At 57.1% G+C, this 18,840-nt stretch carries 20 protein-coding genes; 14 read left to right on the forward strand and 6 right to left on the reverse strand.

What is annotated here, in order from left to right; genetic code table 11:
* The first annotated feature begins 145 nt into the window (after positions 1–145).
* The 5 genes from purC to DHN55_RS18795 are packed head-to-tail and all read left to right on the forward strand — an operon-like array spanning position 146 to position 3,109.
* Entirely contained in the window at positions 146–916 is a 771-nt protein-coding gene (purC, locus tag DHN55_RS18775; RefSeq protein ID WP_108883084.1) for a phosphoribosylaminoimidazolesuccinocarboxamide synthase, read from the forward strand.
* Between the two features lie 47 nt (positions 917–963).
* A complete protein-coding gene (gene purS / locus DHN55_RS18780) occupies positions 964–1,203 on the forward strand; it encodes a phosphoribosylformylglycinamidine synthase subunit PurS (protein ID WP_108883085.1) in 240 nt (79 codons plus the stop codon).
* Positions 1,200–1,748 carry a hypothetical protein gene (locus tag DHN55_RS18785; RefSeq protein ID WP_108883086.1) on the forward strand — a complete coding sequence of 183 codons (549 nt, stop codon included), beginning with the start codon at positions 1,200–1,202 and terminating at the stop codon, positions 1,746–1,748. The genes purS and DHN55_RS18785 overlap by 4 nt, the downstream gene beginning before the upstream one ends.
* Positions 1,745–2,410 (forward strand): phosphoribosylformylglycinamidine synthase subunit PurQ, encoded by a 666-nt coding sequence (gene purQ / locus DHN55_RS18790; protein WP_108883087.1) that lies wholly within the window; start codon positions 1,745–1,747, stop codon positions 2,408–2,410. The genes DHN55_RS18785 and purQ overlap by 4 nt, the downstream gene beginning before the upstream one ends.
* A gap of 33 nt (positions 2,411–2,443) precedes the next feature.
* Positions 2,444–3,109 (forward strand): Pr6Pr family membrane protein, encoded by a 666-nt coding sequence (locus DHN55_RS18795; protein ID WP_337660534.1) that lies wholly within the window; start codon positions 2,444–2,446, stop codon positions 3,107–3,109.
* A gap of 96 nt (positions 3,110–3,205) precedes the next feature.
* On the opposite strand, the gene DHN55_RS18800 is transcribed toward DHN55_RS18795, so the two are convergent.
* On the reverse strand, positions 3,206–3,448 hold the full coding sequence (locus DHN55_RS18800; protein WP_337660535.1) for a DUF1127 domain-containing protein: 243 nt from the start codon (positions 3,446–3,448) through the stop codon (positions 3,206–3,208).
* Between the two features lie 103 nt (positions 3,449–3,551).
* Between DHN55_RS18800 and DHN55_RS18805 the strand changes: the two genes are divergently transcribed.
* Positions 3,552–4,982, forward strand: a complete 1,431-nt coding sequence (locus DHN55_RS18805) for an aminotransferase class I/II-fold pyridoxal phosphate-dependent enzyme (protein ID WP_108883089.1) — start codon at positions 3,552–3,554, stop codon at positions 4,980–4,982.
* Positions 4,983–5,242: 260 nt separating this feature from the next.
* The gene (locus tag DHN55_RS18810; RefSeq protein WP_108883090.1) at positions 5,243–6,781 is read left to right on the forward strand and encodes a pilus assembly protein TadG-related protein; all 1,539 of its coding nucleotides are present in this window, start codon (positions 5,243–5,245) and stop codon (positions 6,779–6,781) included.
* 207 nt (positions 6,782–6,988) lie between these two features.
* Here DHN55_RS18810 and DHN55_RS18815 read toward each other — a convergent pair whose 3' ends face one another.
* On the reverse strand, positions 6,989–7,579 hold the full coding sequence (locus DHN55_RS18815) for a redoxin domain-containing protein (protein WP_108883091.1): 591 nt from the start codon (positions 7,577–7,579) through the stop codon (positions 6,989–6,991).
* 195 nt (positions 7,580–7,774) lie between these two features.
* Here DHN55_RS18815 and purL point away from each other — a divergent pair, with 195 nt between their 5' ends.
* The 4 genes from purL (at position 7,775) to DHN55_RS18835 (ending at position 11,325) form a co-directional block, all read left to right on the forward strand.
* A complete protein-coding gene (purL, locus tag DHN55_RS18820; protein ID WP_108883092.1) occupies positions 7,775–10,006 on the forward strand; it encodes a phosphoribosylformylglycinamidine synthase subunit PurL in 2,232 nt (743 codons plus the stop codon).
* A gap of 10 nt (positions 10,007–10,016) precedes the next feature.
* On the forward strand, positions 10,017–10,256 hold the full coding sequence (locus DHN55_RS18825) for a BolA/IbaG family iron-sulfur metabolism protein (RefSeq protein ID WP_108883093.1): 240 nt from the start codon (positions 10,017–10,019) through the stop codon (positions 10,254–10,256).
* A 113-nt stretch (positions 10,257–10,369) separates the two neighbouring features.
* Positions 10,370–10,717: a Grx4 family monothiol glutaredoxin gene (gene grxD, locus DHN55_RS18830; protein WP_108883307.1), complete on the forward strand. Its 348-nt coding sequence runs from the start codon at positions 10,370–10,372 to the stop codon at positions 10,715–10,717.
* 143 nt (positions 10,718–10,860) lie between these two features.
* Complete coding sequence (locus DHN55_RS18835; protein WP_108883094.1) at positions 10,861–11,325, forward strand: hypothetical protein; 465 nt, start codon at positions 10,861–10,863, stop codon at positions 11,323–11,325.
* A 186-nt stretch (positions 11,326–11,511) separates the two neighbouring features.
* Here DHN55_RS18835 and DHN55_RS18840 read toward each other — a convergent pair whose 3' ends face one another.
* Complete coding sequence (locus tag DHN55_RS18840; RefSeq protein WP_337660536.1) at positions 11,512–12,399, reverse strand: hypothetical protein; 888 nt, start codon at positions 12,397–12,399, stop codon at positions 11,512–11,514.
* Between the two features lie 279 nt (positions 12,400–12,678).
* On the opposite strand from DHN55_RS18840, the gene DHN55_RS18845 reads away from it, so the two are divergent.
* Positions 12,679–13,239, forward strand: a complete 561-nt coding sequence (locus DHN55_RS18845; protein WP_108883096.1) for a YigZ family protein — start codon at positions 12,679–12,681, stop codon at positions 13,237–13,239.
* Positions 13,240–13,248: 9 nt separating this feature from the next.
* Here the strand turns inward: DHN55_RS18845 and ppk2 are convergent, their stop codons facing one another.
* Positions 13,249–14,217 (reverse strand): polyphosphate kinase 2, encoded by a 969-nt coding sequence (gene ppk2, locus DHN55_RS18850; protein WP_108883097.1) that lies wholly within the window; start codon positions 14,215–14,217, stop codon positions 13,249–13,251.
* A 103-nt stretch (positions 14,218–14,320) separates the two neighbouring features.
* Between ppk2 and DHN55_RS18855 the strand changes: the two genes are divergently transcribed.
* Both DHN55_RS18855 and DHN55_RS18860 read left to right on the forward strand, forming a co-directional pair.
* A complete protein-coding gene (locus DHN55_RS18855; RefSeq protein ID WP_108883098.1) occupies positions 14,321–15,565 on the forward strand; it encodes an MFS transporter in 1,245 nt (414 codons plus the stop codon).
* 4 nt (positions 15,566–15,569) lie between these two features.
* Positions 15,570–15,947 carry a hypothetical protein gene (locus DHN55_RS18860; RefSeq protein WP_108883099.1) on the forward strand — a complete coding sequence of 126 codons (378 nt, stop codon included), beginning with the start codon at positions 15,570–15,572 and terminating at the stop codon, positions 15,945–15,947.
* 17 nt (positions 15,948–15,964) lie between these two features.
* On the opposite strand, the gene DHN55_RS18865 is transcribed toward DHN55_RS18860, so the two are convergent.
* Positions 15,965–16,969, reverse strand: a complete 1,005-nt coding sequence (locus tag DHN55_RS18865) for a DUF4340 domain-containing protein (protein WP_108883100.1) — start codon at positions 16,967–16,969, stop codon at positions 15,965–15,967.
* Positions 16,966–18,837, reverse strand: a complete 1,872-nt coding sequence (locus DHN55_RS18870; RefSeq protein WP_108883101.1) for a Gldg family protein — start codon at positions 18,835–18,837, stop codon at positions 16,966–16,968. The genes DHN55_RS18865 and DHN55_RS18870 overlap by 4 nt, the downstream gene beginning before the upstream one ends.
* Positions 18,838–18,840 lie beyond the last annotated feature (3 nt).

Genomic DNA, 18,840 nt, shown 5'->3' on the forward strand with positions numbered 1-18,840 from the left:
AGCATAAACCCGGAAAATATAAATACTGTTTGAAACCGGCAAGGGAATCACCCACTTCCATTGTACCCGTACTCCATCTGGTCTAGAGAATGGCTTTAGGCGTAAACGGTTTAAGCCGTTTTTGCAGCCATCAGGGAATTTCTAAATGAACCAGCGCCGCAGACGCATTTATGAAGGCAAGGCAAAGATCCTGTATGAGGGTCCGGAACCCGGCACGGTGGTTGTCCATTTCAAGGATGACGCCACCGCCTTCAACGCCGAGAAGAAGGCAGTCATCGAGGGCAAAGGCGTTCTGAACAACCGGATTTCGGAATTCATATTCGAGCGCCTGAACGACCTGGGCTTGCCGACTCATTTCGTCAAGCGGCTCAACATGCGTGAACAGCTTGTTCGCGAGGTGGAAATCATTCCTCTTGAAGTCATTGTGCGCAACATCGCCGCCGGTTCCATGGCGAAACGCCTCGGCATTGAGGAAGGTACGGCATTGCCGCGCTCCATCATCGAGTTCTGTTACAAGAACGACGAGTTGGGCGATCCGCTCATAGCAGAAGAGCACATCACTGCATTTGGCTGGGCCAGCCCGCAGGAAATAGACGACATCATGGCCATGACCATCCGCATCAACGATTTCATGTCCGGCATGTTCGCTGCCATCGGTATCAAGCTTGTCGACTTCAAGATCGAGTTTGGCCGCCAGTATGAGGGCGATCTGGTGCGCACCATACTTGCCGACGAGATCAGTCCGGATTCATGCCGGCTGTGGGATATGAAAACCAGCGAAAAGATGGACAAGGACCGCTTTCGGCGCGATTTGGGCGGCCTGGTGGAAGCCTATCAGGAAGTTGCCCGCCGGCTCGGCATTCTGAATGAAAACGACCAGGGAAAACCATCCAAACCGACACTGGTCAAATCCTGACTGCCCGTACGCGCCTTATCTGCACAATCCGAAGGATCTAATGCCGCATGAAAGCCAAGGTTATCATTACACTCAAAAACGGCGTGCTTGACCCGCAAGGCAAGGCCATAGAAGGCGCGCTGACCAGTCTCGGGTTTTCCGGCGTGGAAAATGTGCGCCAGGGAAAATTCATCGAGCTGGATGTTGACGCAGCAAATTCTGATGAAGCACAGGCTACAGTCGAGGCCATGTGCGAAAAACTGTTGTCCAATACGGTGATTGAAAATTACCGCGTGGAGGTCGAGTGAACTTCGTAAAAAGCCTGTTGCCGGCACTTGCGGCAATCTCTTTGACATGGTCGCCGGCAGATGCGGTTGACACCCGCAAGCTTGAAATAACCATGAAAATCGGCGGCAAACCCTACGATGTCGTGGCCGAACCGTTTGCCAATTGGCAATTGGCCTCTGAAGGTCAGGTTTCCCTGGACCAGAAGTTCAACATTCAACCGGACGGCAAGAGCGGCCTGATACAGGTCAAGATCGCCCCCGGGGCCAAAGGCCAGAAAATGCCGAACCCGTGCGGCCTCCTGCGCGGTCTGTCCCAGTCACTGAAGAAAAGCGGGCTTCGCCTGTCGCCCGGACGCAAACCGCAGATCAACATGATCCCTGTCTGCTCAATGGTGGCGGAAAGCTCGCTGAGAACAATGTTCTACTATTCCGCCTCGTTTGTGACGGATGGCCTCCTGATAGCTGGCGTTGCCCGCAATTCGCGCGATCTTACCGATGATCAGATCAACGAGTTTTCCCGTTACCTTGCATCCATTCAGGTAAAACCAAAGGAAGTAACGCAATGAAGGCGGCGGTCATTGTTTTTCCGGGGATCAATCGCGAAAACGATATGGCCCGGGCGCTTGAAAATGGCGCCGGTGCCAGCGTAACCAGAGTTTGGCATACGGAAACCAGCTTGCCGGCCGGTACCGATCTTGTTGCCGTTCCCGGCGGGTTTTCCTACGGCGACTATCTGCGCTGCGGCGCAATTGCCGGACGCTCTCCGGTGATGAAGTCGATCATCGATCATGCCAACCGCGGCGGCCTGGTACTTGGCGTGTGCAACGGCTTTCAGATCCTCACCGAAGCAGGGCTTCTGCCCGGCGCCCTGATGCGTAATGCAGGGCTCAAGTTCGTGTGCAGGCAGGTCCGCCTGAGCGTCGAGAATGATGCCACTTTCTTTTCCCGCACGATGAAGAAGGGCGATGTGGTGTCCTGCCCTGTCGCTCACCATGATGGCAACTACTTTGCTGATGCGAATACCCTCAACCAACTCGAAGGCGAAGGCCGGGTCGTGTTCCGTTATGCCGAGGGCACCAATCCCAACGGGGCCATCAACGACATTGCAGGCATCGTCAATGCTGCCGGCAACGTGCTCGGAATGATGCCTCATCCGGAGAACATGATTGAGCCCCTGCATGGCAAAATCGACTGCATGCCTCTGTTTGAAGGTCTGGCCGCGGCCTGAAAAACACCACACTGTAGGTGCGCAATGCGCTTTATGTCAGGTTCATCACACCCTGAATTCGCGCAATGGCTGGCCAGGTTCGGGTTAGTCCTGGGTATTGTCGCTATCGCCGGTCAGTACATCTTTTTTCAACCGCTTTTCAGGCAAATGGGGCTGGGACTGATTGGATCCGCCTTTGGCATGTTGATGTATCTGACCATCCTCACCAATCTGATGCTGCTTGCGGCGTACTGGTCATCACTGGCCAAAGGCCGCGGCAAGATAGCTGCCTTTTTCAGCCAGACGGGAGTGCGGAGTGCGCTCGCCGCCCATATCGCGCTGGTCGCGATTGTCTATGTAACCGCAATTCGCGGACAACTCGCCCTGACACCGGCAATGCTCGTGACCGATGCTTTGCTGCATTACCTGGCGCCTGTCGTCTATCTGGCGTGGTGGTGGCAGCTCTCCGGCAAATGCGCCGTAAACTACTCGGACATTCCCAGATGGATGGCGTGGCCGGCAATCTATCTCGGCGTGATCATGATGGCGGGCCTGACAACAGGTGCCTTCATATATCCAATTTTCGATGTAAGCCGGTTGGGTGCCGCCATTGTTGCAATCAACATCACCCTGGTGTTCTGCCTGCTGGCATTGATCTGTGCCGGGCTGGTGTTTGTGGCCAAGGCGCAGTCTGCGAACACGAATGCTCCGGCCAGGTGAAATTCCTGGCCGGAGCGCCGGGCCAAAAGGCCCTCAGGGAACCGAACCTGCCGGAGGGTGAAATGCTGGCGGGTTCGGCGAGCCGAAGTTTTAAGCTTACAGTTTCAATTTGGGCCAGCGGTCAGCTTCCGTCATTGCCTGTTCGCGGCTGATGCCGATATCAGCCAGTTCATGGTCTGACAGATCTCGCAATTGCCGGCGCGAGCGGTTGAAATCGATGCACCGGCAGTACCAGCGCCACACAACCAACCATACAGGACGCGTTTTCACCGGTGCATGATTTGTCTGATTGAGGTGGTGTCCCCGCATCGAATTCAAAATTGTATCTATTGCACCCATGATAAGCCTCCTTTCAGGCTTGAAATTGTCATCCAACTGGTCAAATCGACCGAGACGAGTGATGCATTGCATTTTCGATTGATTCAATGTATTTATTGTCACCATGACAAATTGGTTTCCTGAAATTCAACGAACCGGTGCGCCTATTTACGTGGAAATTGCGGATGCAATGGCGCATGACATTGACAACGGGAAGCTGCAGCCAGGCGAAAAACTACCTCCACAACGCAATTTGGCGTTCGATATAGGGGTGACAATAGGTACAATTGGGCGGGCGTACGCACTGGCACGCCAGCGCGGGCTTGTAACAGGCGAGGTAGGTCGCGGGACTTATGTCCGCTGCAGTGAGCCGCCACTGTCTGAAGCCGTCACGGCATCGTCCGGGTTCCAACAGGCAACGGGAGAGGCGATACCCGATGGCATCCATCCCGCCCCCGGCAAACTGCGCCTCGATTCGACCAGTGCACCGGAGGTTGGACAGTCCAGCTTCATAACCCGCCACGTGGCCGCTATCATGGCCGATTATCCCGACAAGACCACCGACTATATCCGCTCGCTGAAACCGGAATGGCAACAGGCCGGCCAGGCCTGGCTGTCAACCGGCGGATGGCAGGCCGATGTGGCGTCCATCGTGCCGACACTGGGGGTTCATGCCGGTATGATGGCGGCCATTGCCACGCTCACCGCACCCGGAGACCGGGTTGCGTTTGAAGCGGTTACCTACGCCTCCCTGGCGCGGGCTGTTAACTTGATCGGGCGCCGGCCGATATCGGTCCCGATGACCGAAGACGGTATAGATGTAGACGCCTTCGACCACCTGTGTGCCAACCAGCATCCCAAGGCAGTAGTGGTGATTCCCACTATCCAGAACCCGACCACAGCCATCATGCCGGCCGCCACCCGCGAGAACCTTGCCACAATCGCGCGCAAGCACGGTGTGTGGATCATAGAAGACAACATCTATGGAGCGTGTGTGGACGAGGCCCCTGCTCCCATCGCCGCTCTGGCGCCGGATATCACTTTCCACATGGGCGGATTGTCCAAGGCGGTTGCCGCAGGCATCCGGTCAGCCTGGGTGTCGTGTCCGCCAGCCTATGTCAGGTCGCTGCCGGTTGCGCACAAGATGCTGACCGGCGGCATGCCGTTCATGCTGGCTGAAACCGCCGCCCGCATTGTACGCGCCGGAGAAGCCAACACCATAGCGCGCGCGGTTCTGCGTGAGAACCTGTCCCGCCTGGCCATTATACGAGAAACCCTGTCAGGCCATGATTTCCGGTCCCACGACAACAGTGCATTCATCTGGCTCAAACTCCCCGAGCCGTGGCGGGCCAGCCTGTTCGTATCGGCAGCGCGTGACATAGGCCTGCTGGTGGACGGCGACGACGAATTCCAGTTTTCACAGGACCAGGCCAGCCTGCACCGGATCCGCATTGCCTTTTCCACAATACCCTCACACGCCACCTTGCGCGATGCACTGGTGCGCCTGCGCCGCCTGCTGGACGCCGGCCCCTCTGGCTATGACAGCTATACCTGAATCGCAGAAAACCGCCCCTAAGCGGAAACCGTAAACTGGCCCAGTTTAATTCAATTTTTCAATAACTTAAACTTGCATTCTAAAACTGAAAATTTGAACTTCATGGTTCAGTTCAGCTTAGGTATCCCACGCGGTTTGTGTCCGGTTATCGCCACTACGCTGCTAGTATAAAGCGTTAACCAATGAACCGGCGATCTGGAAAATCGACCCTCACGCTCCGGTTCAAAGGCCCCGTATTCGCCTGAAGGAGACACAGGTAGATGAACAAGTCACGTACACCCCTTTTGCCCCTGAAGAAGTTTTTATCAAACCAGTCAGGCGCCGCAGCTTTGGTACTCGCCACCGCATCGGTGCCGCTGGTGATGGCCGCCGGCGCGGCTGTGGACTACGGCAATTCAGTGGCCGCGCAGGCCCGCCTGCAAGCAGCCACCGATGCCGCAGCACTTGCTGCCGGGCGTGAATCGAATCGTTCAGCCGCGGAACTGGAGACCATCGCCAACAGGTACTTCAAATCCAACTATGCCGCACCTTCGAACGCTGACCAGCCAACAATGAGCCTGAGTGTCGGCGCTGACGGACGATTGCAGGTGAACGGCGAGGTGAAAGTGAAGAACTACCTTATCGCCATAGCCGGTTTCAGCAAAACAACCGTGCGGGCCTCTTCCCAGGTCGCCAAGGACGGCAGCGGACTTGAAGTGGCACTGGTGTTCGACAATACCGGTTCCATGGGCAATCAAAGCCGGCTCTCAACCCTCAAGGTCGCGGCCCGTGATTTCGTCAATATCCTGTTCGGCCCGCGCGAAACCGCCAAAACCCTGAAAATAGCCGTGGTGCCGTTTTCGCAGTTCGTGAATGTCGGACCCGAAAAGGCTACCGAAAACTGGATCGACAAGGCAGGCCTTAACGCCTACTCAAAAGCCAATTTTTCATCAAGCAGCTGGCACAACTGGAAAGCCTGGGACGAAATTTCTAACCGCTCCTGGACTGGATGTGTTGAATCGCGTGCCGGTGCTCTGTCGGTTGATGATACGGCGCCTGACATCAACAACGGTGCAACCCTGTTTACGCCTGCATTTTCGCCGGACGAACCTGGCACCGACACTTCCAGGGCCGAATTTGAAATCGGCGATGGCAGTATTTACCGTTACAGAAACAGTTATCTGGCGGACAGCAACATCTCCAGCCTCAATGAACGCTTGCGCCACCAGGACAAATACCAGAGTGCTTCCGTTTCAACCACGTCACGCGGTCCCGACAGGGGCTGCAACATTCAACCCATCCTGGCCTTGAACAATGTCAAACAACCAGTGCTGGACACCCTGCACAACATGACGGCCAGCGGTTACACGCACGTTGCCGAAGGGGTTGGCTGGGGTTTGCGGGTATTGTCGCCAGGTGCGCCGTTTACCGAAGGTGTGTCCTATTCGGACCCAAAAATAACCAAGGCCATGGTGCTGTTGACCGACGGCGAGAACACATTTGATTCTGAACCAAATCACATCAGGTCGACCTATACGGCATATGGTTATCTGGGCCAGGCGCGACTTGGTTCGACCAACTATCACACAGCCGTTGCGGCGCAAAACACACTCCTGCAGCAGGCCTGCGCCAATGTGAAAGCGAAGGAAATCGTTGTCTATTCGTTTGCCTACAATGTGCCGAGCGCTACCCAGCGCAACCTGATCAAGAACTGCGCAACCAGCCCGGAGAAATATTTCGACCCTCCGACAAACGCTGCACTGGTGGCCAGCTTCCAGCAGATTGCGGACGAACTGCGCAAGCTGCATCTAAGCCGGTAGACACCACGATTGCCGCTTGGAGTGCTCGTTGCGCCTCACCGCGCAAGGGAAGCACTTCCGGCAAAGGAGAGAGCGCGCAGGACATCGTGTATGTCCTGCGCGCTCTGCTCGGGCTTCCCGGCTGAAGCCTTTCTGTCAGGCGATTAAAGGTTCTGCAGCCGGCGCGGGCATCACCCGGCAGCTTCAAGCTCGTCTCGACAACGCGAACTACACCTTTGCCTCGGCGAGCAGTTCGCTGATCATGGTCTGCACATTTTCATAGTCAAAGAAGCCGAACTCCTGGAACCGGATGATACCGTCCTTGTCGATAACAGCAGTTTCCGGCGTGCCGCGTGTATTGTAAGCCAGCATGGTTTCCGGCAGGTGGCTGCCGTCCTTGTGCCGGTCCAGTCCGACAGGCAGGCCAATCTCCTTTTCCTTGATATAGGCCGTCAGCCGGTCATTGTTCTGGTACTTGTGGCCTTCGAATACCGTGTGGATTTTCACCATCTGGAGGTGGCCTGACCTGATGTCGTCCGCGAACACTTGCTGCCAGTGTTTCATCAGCGGTCCGGAAAACTTGTTGCACCCCGGACACCAGAGCTGAAAGAAGTCGATGATGATGACTTTTCCCCTGTTGCCGGCGATGCTGCCGCCATCACCATTCAGCCAGCCCGACAGGTCCCATTCCGGCGCAGACTTGCCTGCTGCGGCCAGCACACGCTGGCTGGACGCGCCGGTGATGCCGGCCGCCGCCGCTGCAATCGCGGCCGATTGTGCCAGAAACGTCCGTCGAGTCTGGTTCTGCTTGCTGGTCATGGCTGGTTCTCCGGTTCACTGAAACGCCACCCAACCGTGCAACACGCCTGTTGCCGCTCACAACCAAATTCTTCGTGAGCCTGTGTCGTCACCGCGACACACTGTCCAAAACTTGCAGTTTGCCATGTATCCGGCGACGTCCTTGCGCTAAAAGACATTTTTCTGACGGCCCTTAAAGATCGAGCACGCCCGCGCATGACAGCTAAACCAGCCTATTTCAACAATGTTGCGATCACCGATGAACTTGTTGCCCAGCACGGCCTCAAGCCCGATGAGTATGACCGCTTTGAAAAACTCATCGGTCGCACCCCGACACTGACCGAGCTTGGGATCGTGTCGGCCATGTGGAACGAGCACTGCTCCTACAAGTCATCTAAGAAATGGCTCAAGACACTGCCGATCACCGGAGACCGTGTCATACAGGGACCCGGTGAAAACGCCGGCGTCATCGACATTGGCGACGGTCAGGCCATCGTGTTCAAGATGGAAAGCCATAACCACCCTTCTTTTATCGAGCCTTATCAGGGCGCTGGCACCGGCGTTGGAGGCATTCTGCGGGATGTCTTCACCATGGGAGCCCGCCCGATCGCAGCCCTTAACGCGTTGCGCTTTGGCGCGCCGGACCACCCCAAGACCCGCCACCTTGTCTCGGGCGTGGTCGCCGGCATTGGCGGCTACGGCAATTCCTTCGGCGTACCCACGGTAGGCGGCGAGGTGAACTTTCACGATCGATACAATGGCAACATACTGGTAAATGCCATGGCGGTCGGGCTGGCCGATGCAGACAAGATCTTCTATTCCGAAGCCAAGGGGGTGGGCCTGCCGGTTGTGTACCTCGGCGCGAAAACCGGCCGGGACGGCATTCACGGCGCCACCATGGCATCCGCTGAATTTGATGATTCGATCGAGGAAAAACGCCCCACGGTCCAGGTCGGTGACCCGTTTACCGAAAAATGCCTGCTCGAAGCCTGCATGGAACTGATGGCCTCGGGCGCCGTCATCGCCATTCAGGACATGGGAGCCGCGGGCCTTACCTGTTCTGCGGTTGAAATGGGAGCCAAGGGTGGACTTGGCGTCGAGTTGAACCTTAATGCCGTTCCCTGCCGCGAAGACGGCATGACCCCTTATGAAATGATGCTGTCGGAAAGCCAGGAACGCATGCTCATGGTGCTGCGCCCGGAACAGGAAAAGGAAGCCGAGGCCATATTCCACAAATGGGGCCTGGATTTTGCGATTGTCGGCAAGACCACCGATGACCTGCGCTTCCGTTGCATGTGGAATGATGAGGAAGTCGCCAACCTGCCGATCCGCGAGCTGGGCGACGAAGCGCCTGAATATGACAGGCCCTGGATTGAACCAACGGTCCCGGCAGCACTTTCTGCAGACGACATCCCTGCCCCGAATGATCTTGCAGAAGCGGTCGTCAAGCTGATGGGATCGCCCGACATGGCCTCGCGGCGCTGGGTCTGGGAACAGTATGACCACCTGATCCAGTCCAACTCGGCCCAGGTGCCGGGCGGCGACGCAGCCGTGGTGAGGGTAAAGGACGACGGCAAGGCCATCGCCATTTGCACCGACGTCACACCCCGTTATGTCGAAGCCGACCCGTTCGAGGGCGGCAAGCAGGCGGTAGCCGAAGTCTGGCGCAATCTCACCGCCGTGGGCGCAGAGCCGATTGCCATTACCGACAACCTGAATTTCGGCAATCCGGAAAAACCGGAAATCATGGGGACATTCGTCAAGGCTGTGCAAGGCATCGGCGAAGCCTGCAATGCGCTGAGCTTTCCCGTCGTGTCCGGCAATGTGTCACTGTACAATGAAACCCACGGCAAGGGCATACTGCCGACCCCGGCCATAGGTGGCGTCGGCCTGCTGCCTGATGTGTCGCGAATGGCAACGCTGGCTTTCAAGAACGAAGGCGATGCAATCATTCTCATCGGCGGTCATGGCTCCCATCTTGGCCAGTCCATGTACCTGCGCGAGGTTCTCGGCCGTGAGCAAGGAACTCCGCCACCTGTGGACCTGGAGCAGGAAAAGACCAACGGCGATTTCGTGCGCATGAAAATTCAAAAGGGCCGCACTACCGCCGTGCACGACATTTCCGATGGCGGGCTCGTGGCGGCATTGGCCGACATGGCACTGGCCTCGGGCACCGGCTGCAAGATCGAACTTCCCCGTGATGTTGAAACTCACGCCGCCCTTTTTGGTGAAGATCAGGCGCGCTATGTGCTGACCTGCAAGCCAATGGACGCCCATGGCCTGATTGGTGCTGCCGAGGATGCCGGCATTTCCGCCTCTCGAATCGGCACGGTCACCGGCTCCGGGTTGATTGTCATGGGCGAAGCCTCCATATCCCTCAACAAGTTGCGTGAAGCCCATGAAGGCTGGTTCCCGGACTATATGAGCACCGCAGCGGAAGTCGCTTAAAGGAAATCACATGCCGATGCCTGCCGAAGAAATCACCGCCATGATCAAGGACGCCATCCCCGATGCGCAGATCGAACTGACCGATCTCGCCGGTGACAACGATCACTGGTCAGCCGCCATCATTTCGGAAGAATTTCGCGGCAAACCAAAAGTGCGCCAGCACCAGATGGTCTATGCCGCGTTGAAAGGCAAAATGGGCGGCGAACTGCACGCGCTGGCACTGACAACCAGTGCGCCGGAACAGGACTGACACTAAGTTTACATCGCTCGTGACCGGTGACACTGGAAACCGACGAACGGGAAGTGTAAGACTGAAGCAACACATTTACCCGGGGCCAACGCACCGGAGCTATGGAGATCAAGATGACCAACCCAATCAATGACTGGATCGGCAATGCCGTCAAGACCAATGACGTGGTGCTTTTCATGAAGGGCACGCCCGATCAGCCGCAGTGCGGTTTTTCCGGCCGCGTCGTTCAGATGCTGGACTATCTCGGCGTACCATATGCCGGCGTCAACGTGCTGCAGTCCGATGACCTGCGCAACGGCATCAAGGAATTCTCCGACTGGCCAACCATCCCGCAGCTTTACGTCAAGGGCGAGTTTGTCGGCGGCTGTGACATCATTACCGAAATGTTCCAGAACGGCGAATTGAAAGACACTTTCGCCAATGGCGGCATTGAGGTTAAGGAAGCCAACGCAACCGCCTGACCTTCCGGCAATTTTTCCGGTTTATGATCTGCACTAAAGGCTCCCCTGCCATGCATCGGGAGCCTTTTTGATTTCTGTCAAAACATTGCCATAACTGAGGCGCTAACTTTTCCCATCGAGGGGCGAGCTCGAAAGGAAGTGACATGACCGGACTCAATCTCAAGTCTTTCGCATGCGCAGGGTTGCTGGCCGCAGGGGCCTTGATTATGGGCGCCAGTGGCGCATCGGCCACACCTGCAGCAAGCGGCATTGCCAGTGCCGGTATTTCCGACATTGCACGCGAAGCATCTCAGGTGACGGAAGTACGCCGCAAGAAACGCCGGTGGCGGCGCCACAGGCACAGACGCCATCGCTACTATGGCAGGCCATACATAGGGTTTGGATTTGGCTCTCCTTACTACTATGGCCGGTACCCCTATTACGGTGGATACCCTTATGGCTATTACAACGACTATTATTACCGTCCACGCGTTCGCCGGTCCTATCGCCGGTCCTATCGCGGCAGCAGATCCTGCCGCCGCGCGCATCGCGCCTGCGTCAGCCGCTGGGGCTATGGCGGCGGCAACTATGCCGGTTGCATGAGATACGAACGCTGCCGTCCGAGATAATCGAACCGGCATGAAACCAAAAATAGAAAAGGCTTTCAGATCAGTGATCTGGAAGCCTTTTTCATAGCCCGGCAACTATTCAAACCACCTTGTCTGCGCAACAAAAACCCCGGAAGCCTTATCGGCATCCGGGGTAGATCGTTCAATATCTGGTCCTGCCAGATGCGGTTCAGGCAATCCCTCCGGTCAGTCCGAAATTGAGCAGGTTGCCATATTTCCGAAGTCTGGCGTATCCAGTGTAGCGCCCTGGCGATCGACGGTTATGCGATCTCCGCTAAACGAATAGCTGGTACCAATCATGAATGTATGATCTGTAACGTCGTCTCCGCCATTGAAGGTACAATTGTCACGATGTGTTCCACGATAGGCGATGTATATCGGCACATCTCCTACAACCGGCGCACTGGCAAAGGTGAAGTCATACCGTACTTCACCACTAATCCATTCCGTGTTGCCGTTGTTGTTGCTGTAATCCACATCCGCGTAGGTTGCTTCAAGCTGCAGTCTGCTGTCAGGAGACAGGAACCAGCGCAGAACGCCGCGGGCAAACCAGCCCTCATCGAGCGATGTAAATCCTGATCGCTCAACAAAATCCATATAACCGCCTTGTCCATAAAACGTGATGTCATTGAGGTAAAACTGGGCTTCACCACCAACAAATCTGATATCATGTCTGCCGCCGGGATTGAAACCGGATGTCCCAACACCACCGAATGCGCCAAACAGGCCTGTCGACGGATCACGCCAGCTCAGGTGAACGGCACCCTGAAATGAATATCGAGGGCCCCAGGCTGCATTAAAGCTCGGTCCATCCAACGCATTTTCATTGTATTCGTATTTGACGTCCGACTGAATCGACAGGTTTTCGCCCAGCGGCAAACTCAGCAATCCTTCGCCGCCATTGGTAAACAAGGTGTCATCCGGCCCGTTTTCCTCGTCGACAATCTGAACCCCAGCCCACTTGTCAACTACACCTGAAACGATCAGCCCAAGTTCACGTTCAAGATCTGCAGCGCTTGCTGGTCCTGCAAATGCAACAAACGACGCCAATGTCGCGAGCGCTATTCTTTTCATGTGAGTAACCCCTATTTACCGTATGCCATCGGCGATAGGTATATCAGGAATCAGCCGGTTGTCAGCATGCTCACTGTCTTCGCCCGGTATTTTTTTGGAAAGTGTTGCTTTTTTGTCACACCTGACAATTGCCCCTGTTCAAGCGCGTGACAGTTTCAGCTTGCTTCGACGCCAAACAGGACGGCAGTCCGGGATGACCGCGCACCGGTTTCAGATGGAATTCAAGCACCAGCTTTCAGATCATTGATCTGAAAGTCTTTTTGCTGTCCAGTTATCTAAATGTCCCAGTTCACAATCATCAAACCGGCTATCGCGGAGCTCGATGAAAAAGGATCCCGTTTCATCGGTCATCTGGTGCCCTGGGCGGAATTTGAATTCAAGCGCGCAGCCCTGCGCGAAGATCACCGCAAAGCCTCTCATCACGTCACCGCCTTTCGCCGAATGCTGCCGGACAATCGAATCGAGGAAGGCGCCAAAGATGATGGAGAACCGGCCGGCACATCCGGCATGCCGACGCTGAAAGTGCTGATCGGGGCAAGTCTCGTGGACGCCGGCATCATCATCGTACGCTATTTCGGCGGCACCAAACTGGGCGCAGGCGGACTGGCCCGCGCTTATGCCGGAACAGCAGTGCGCACGGTCGAGGCAGCGGTGCTGGTGCCGTGGCATCGTATCGTCAGTCGAACCGTCAGCTGCAGGTTCGAAGACATGTCATCCGTGGAGCGGAACATCAGCGCCGCCGGTCTGACGGTGATCAGCCGGGATTACATCGATACCGGCGTCACCATTGTCGTTGAAGGCCCCGAAGACGCTGTCGCATCCATTGCGGCAGACAGTTGAAGCCGGCCCCTAGCCGCCTTTGCGCTGGTCAGGATGCAGGCTGCTGCCCAGCACATGATCGCTGCGACCGATGACATCCCCACCTGAGCCGACAATCAGAGAGTTCGGCGCCCTCACCACCCTGGTGTTCTTGCCGGGGTATGGCAACGAAGTCAGGAAATGCCGCATGCAGTTAAGCCGGGCCCGTTTCTTGTCATTGGATTTTATGATGGTCCAGGGCGCATCAGCAGTGTCCGTATAGAAGAACATGGCTTCCTTGGCCTCGGTATAGTCGTCCCATTTATCCAGCGAGGCCCGGTCGATCGGCGACAGCTTCCATTTTTTCAGCGGCTCGACCTCGCGCGACTGGAACCGGCGCAACTGTTCGTCGCGGGTGACCGAAAACCAGTATTTGTACAGCCTGACGCCGCTGCGCACGATCATGCGCTCGAAATCAGGCGTCTGGCGCATGAACTCCAGATATTCATTGGCTGAACAAAACCCCATGACCCTTTCGACACCCGCCCTGTTGTACCAGGACCGGTCGAAAAACACGATCTCACCGCCCGACGGCAAATGTTCGACATAACGCTGGAAATACCATTGTGTTTTCTCGCGATCGGTCGGTTTCTCAAGAGCCACGACCCGCGCGCCACGTGGATTCAGGTGCTCCGTAAAGCGCTTGATCGTGCCGCCCTTGCCGGCAGCGTCCCGGCCTTCAAACAGCAGCACAATCCGTTGCCCGGTCGACTTCACCCACTCCTGGACCTTCAGCAGTTCAACCTGAAGTTCAGCCTTCTGTTTCTCGTAAACAGGCCTTCGAATCTTGCTCTTGTAAGGATATTCGCCGCGTTCGAACACCCGTCGAATCTCATCTCTTTCATCGCCGGAGGCAGTCGCAGCAATGTCTTCCGGTAATAGCTGACCGTTCGATTTAGCATTGCCCGCAGGTGCTGTGTCAGTAGACTCCGCCTTTGCTTCATGAGATTCTTCGGCCATGAGACCTCCCTTTACTTATATTTCCCCAGATTGAAGGATACCTCAGAACTGCAACGTCAACTTTGATTTATGACAAATCAGTGACGAGTTCAGGACACTTGCCATGACAACCACCACATCGCCCTCCCCGGCTCAGACAATCAATCCGATGCTGGTTATTGTATGCGGCTGCCTGATTGCCCTGATCGCCTTTGGCGCACGGTCCACCATGGGCCTGTTCACCGCACCGATTACCGAGGCCAATGGCTGGGGCCGCGAGACCTTTGCACTGGCCATGGCGCTGCAAAACCTGATCTGGGGCATGGCACAGCCGTTCGCCGGAGCATTTGCCGACAAGTTCGGCACATTCCGCGTCATCATCGCCGGTGCCATCATCTACGCCACCGGCCTGGCCCTGATGTCGATGGCTGACAGTGTGTTCCTGCTGATGTTGTCCGGCGGCCTGCTGATGGGGCTTGGCATCGCGATGACCTCATTCTCGGTGATCATGGCGTCTTTCGCCCGCCTGGTGCCGCCGGAAAAACGTTCATGGTCGTTCGGCATAGCCACGGCGGCCAGTTCCATGGGGCAGTTTGTGTTTGCGCCGCTGGGTCAGGCATTTATTTCCGGCTTTGGCTGGGAAATGGCATTGCTGCTGCTGGCCGGATCCGTCCTGTTCATGTTTGCGTTGGTGCTGCCACTGCGGGCAGCGCGAGGCGGCGTGGCGCGCGATGAAACCGAGCTTGAAATGAGCATCTCCCAGGCCCTGACACGCGCGGTGAGCAATGCGAGCTTTGTCCTGCTGACGCTTGGCTTTTTCGTATGCGGTTTCCAGGTTGCCTTCATGACTGTCCACTTCCCGCCGCTGCTGGTACAGGAAGGTATTGATCCGCAGCTTGCTGCCTGGTCGATCGGCATTGTCGGCCTGTTCAACATTGTCGGCGCTTACTCGGCGGGCATTGTCGGCGGCAAGTACTCGAAACGCTATAGCCTGACGATCTTGTATCTGGCCCGCTCGGCAGCGATGACCTTGTTCTTCGTAATACCGATCACGCCTTTGACGACCGTCGTGTTTTCCGCCTGCCTGGGCTTGTTGTGGCTGTCTACGATTCCGTTGACCATGGGTCTGGTGACCGTCATCTGCGGTACCCGGTACATGGCCATGCTCTACGGTGTTGTGTTCCTTTCCCATCAGGTCGGCTCGTTCCTTGGCGTCTGGCTCGGCGGCCGGCTGTATGACCAGACCGGGACCTATGACACAGTCTGGTGGATCGGCGTGGCGCTTGGCCTGTTTGCCGCCCTGATGCACTGGCCGATCAAGGAGATGCGCGCACCGGCATTTTCAGTGCCGGACGGCGCAAAGGCGTAAAGTCGTGAAATGGCCCGGACACGGAACCGCCGGCGCCTTGTTCGCCGCTGTCATGCTTGTCTGGCTGGCCGGGTTTGCCCTGTTCATGCATCTGGGCCGGGTGAGCCCGGAGCAGGCAGGCACCGTACTTGTGGTGTTTCCGCCATCCATGACCGAAGACAAGGTGTTTGGAAACATCATCCTGGCGGGCGGACGTCCCATTCGCCCGACCTGGATGCCGGGAACCTGGGTGACGTATGGCGACACAGCCGGGTTTGCCGGCCGCCTTGAGGCGCAAGGCGCAATCGGCGCCTACTCCTCAACCCCGTTCCTGCCGCAGCTGGCCGGATGCTTTGCCTATGTGGACGCAAAAGCCGTGCAACTGTTCACGATGGATCAGTAAAGCTGGTTTCCTGGGTATTATTCTGTCAGGTCGGACATGGTCAGTTGCAGCTGTTTCAGCTTGTAGTCAGCCAGCTTGTACTGCCAGCCTTGAGTGCGTGCCTTGAGGTCCTTGGTGGTGGTCTTGTCCTGACCTTCATTGACCACATGAAGACTGACCCAGTTATCAGCGGTGATGCGAAACTCTGATGTCAGTCCGTCCGCCATCATCAGTGTGACACGCTGCACAACGTCGCCGCCCTGATCCTTGCGCACATCCACGAAGTTGACATTGCCCAGGTCGGTCGCCGCATATCTGAGCGTCAGGTCGTTCTTCGGCTTCTTGCCTTCAGGAACGTCGTTCACCTCGAACTTCGATTGCCCGCCTTGCGTCACACCGGTACGCCGCACCACCAGTTCCGGGCCGCCGGCGGGCTGGAAGGTCGCAAGTACCACAAACTCGACATTCATGTCGGTAATAGCTGTATCGACCCAGGTATCAAGCTTGATATCCGCGTCAACGACACCGCGGGCGAGCCAGCTTTGAGCGTCCCCGGGCAACCTGACATACTGCCCGTCCCCAACGGCGCCACCCAACCGCCCGCGGGCTTTTTTGCCCACGATGATCTCGCCAAGATCTTTTCCACTCGCGTCTTCGAACCTGATCAACCGCCCTTTGGCTGATTTTTCCGCAGGCGGCTCGACCTCGATCAGCGGATACTTGTCGGCGCGCGCGGTCTTGGCATCGAATTTCTCAAGACTGGCCGTCGCCACGATTGCCGTCTGGAACTTGCCGCCCTTGACCGGATACCCGGAACCACCGAGCACGTAGGATGTACCGGCCCGTTCAATGCGGACGCTCCTGTCTGCCTGGCTGACGACGATTGCAGCAACATCATTTGCCTTGGCCAGAAGGTCGGGCAGCAGCCGGTCTCCGCGTTGCGCTTCTTCATAGCCGGATGAGTTTGCCTGCAATTGCCAGGTTGCCCCCGCCACTGAAACAGCTGCCGCAACCGCCAGTGCTATCACGCCGCGAGGTGTCATTGCTCAACTCCCCTCGTCTTCGAGGCACTTGCCCGCGCCCGCCGGCGCCACAGCAGGTAGAATCCGATCAGGGCAATGAACAGCGGTACAAACGCTATGTTTGCCACCTTTACCCTGGTGCCCAGCGCATCGATATCGGCCCGCAGATTGCGCTGCACTTCGCGCAGGCTCTTGCGAACAGTAAACATCTCGGTGCGAAACTCCTCGATGCCCTTTTGGTCGGCTTCGCTCAGGGTCACCTCGCCATCCTTCGAGCGTGACAAAAGGTCGGTGAGTTTCTTCTGGGTCTCTTCCAGCCGCTTGTTCAGCAATTGCTCCTGTTGCCTGAACCTCGCATTGGCATCTGCGCGCAATTGCGCGACGCGGCTAAACGGGCGCTGCTCGACACCCCGGCCGCGCAAGCCCGCCAGTGCCTGACCACCGGCCATGTCCTGAATGGCGTTGATCAGGAAATTGGCGTTGCCGGCCCGCGGAATGACCACCTGACGCCCGTTGGATTGACCCACTTCGGCCCAGAAGGAATCAAACAGCATATCCGCATCGGATACGGCCAGTACGTTCACAGGGCCTGCAGCAAGATGCTCCCCCTTGACGGCTGCATCCTTTGGACGACCGTCCTTGAAAGACGATTTCGCCTCACCGCGCATACGGGCCGCCAGCACACGCTGCTGGCCATCCGGAAGGAACGACTGCAACATCTGGATGGGGTTCGGGTTACGCAGCTTCTTCACTTCAATCATCGCAGACCGGGCCGAGCTGGCAATCAGCGGCTGGAAGCTGGTACCGGCGTCCTCTGCCGGCGTGAGTGCGCCGGCTGACGCCAGCAACAGTGACGAAATCTGGTTGAAGATGCCGTCAGTCCGCTCAAAGCTGGTCGGTGTCATCGCCAGCCAGGGCAGGTAGTTGACGATGGCCGGCTGGCCCTGATTGTTGAATTGGACCTGCCGCGAATTATCGATGTCACCGACAACCTTGTCGGCCTCGAGCTGTGTGCCCCAGGAAGCCAGCAGGGCAGTGAACAGCGGACTGCCCTGCAGGTTGTCGCGGGACGATGGCAGGACTTCTGAATACGGATCGGCAAACACGATGACCGGCTTGCCGGCCAGCGCATACTGGTCAATGGCGTAGGCTGTCTTTTCGTTGATTTCACCGGGAGCCACAAGCAATAGCAGGTCGGCATCATCCGGCACCATGTCAAAGGTCGGGGACAGGAAATCGATGTCGAAGAAATCCCGCAACTGGCCCAGCACCGCCCAGGGAGGGATTTGCTGCCCGGTCTGCGGATTGACATTGCCGGCGATCGGCAACCGGCTCATCAGCGCGATTTTCTTTTTACCGGCATTGGCGAGCTTGAACACCATGCGTGTCAGGTCAAGTTCCAGAAAGTTCTGCCGCTCCAGCGCCAGGAACGGAATGATTTCAAGTTCATCGGTGGAATTGGTACCTGCCAGCCCGAAAAATGCCGACCCATTGCCACCCGGCAAAGGCGCACCCTGCAGGCCGATGGCGGAAGCTTCATCTTCTTCATCGGTGAACCGCTCTGCACTGACCAGCGACACACGCAATTTCCCGCCCGACAGGTCGGCATAATGGCGCAGCATCGACAGGACACGGTCATGGTGTCTGGCGTAGGTCGGCACCTGTGTGCCGAGTTCGCGGGTATAGAACAGGCGGATTGTCACCGGCTCATCCAGGCCCGACAACACCGATCGGGTTGCATCGGACAGGGTATATATGCTGCCTGCCGTCATATCTGCCCGGTAGCGGCTCAGTCCCTGCCCCGCCCACAGATTGACGCCTATCAGCGCCATGGCAGCGAACACCAGTGCGGCTATGCCAAGGGTTGATTTCGATGCCGTCTGCAACATCAC

It is taken from the genome of Anderseniella sp. Alg231-50, assembly GCF_900149695.1.
GTDB lineage: Bacteria > Pseudomonadota > Alphaproteobacteria > Rhizobiales > Aestuariivirgaceae > Anderseniella.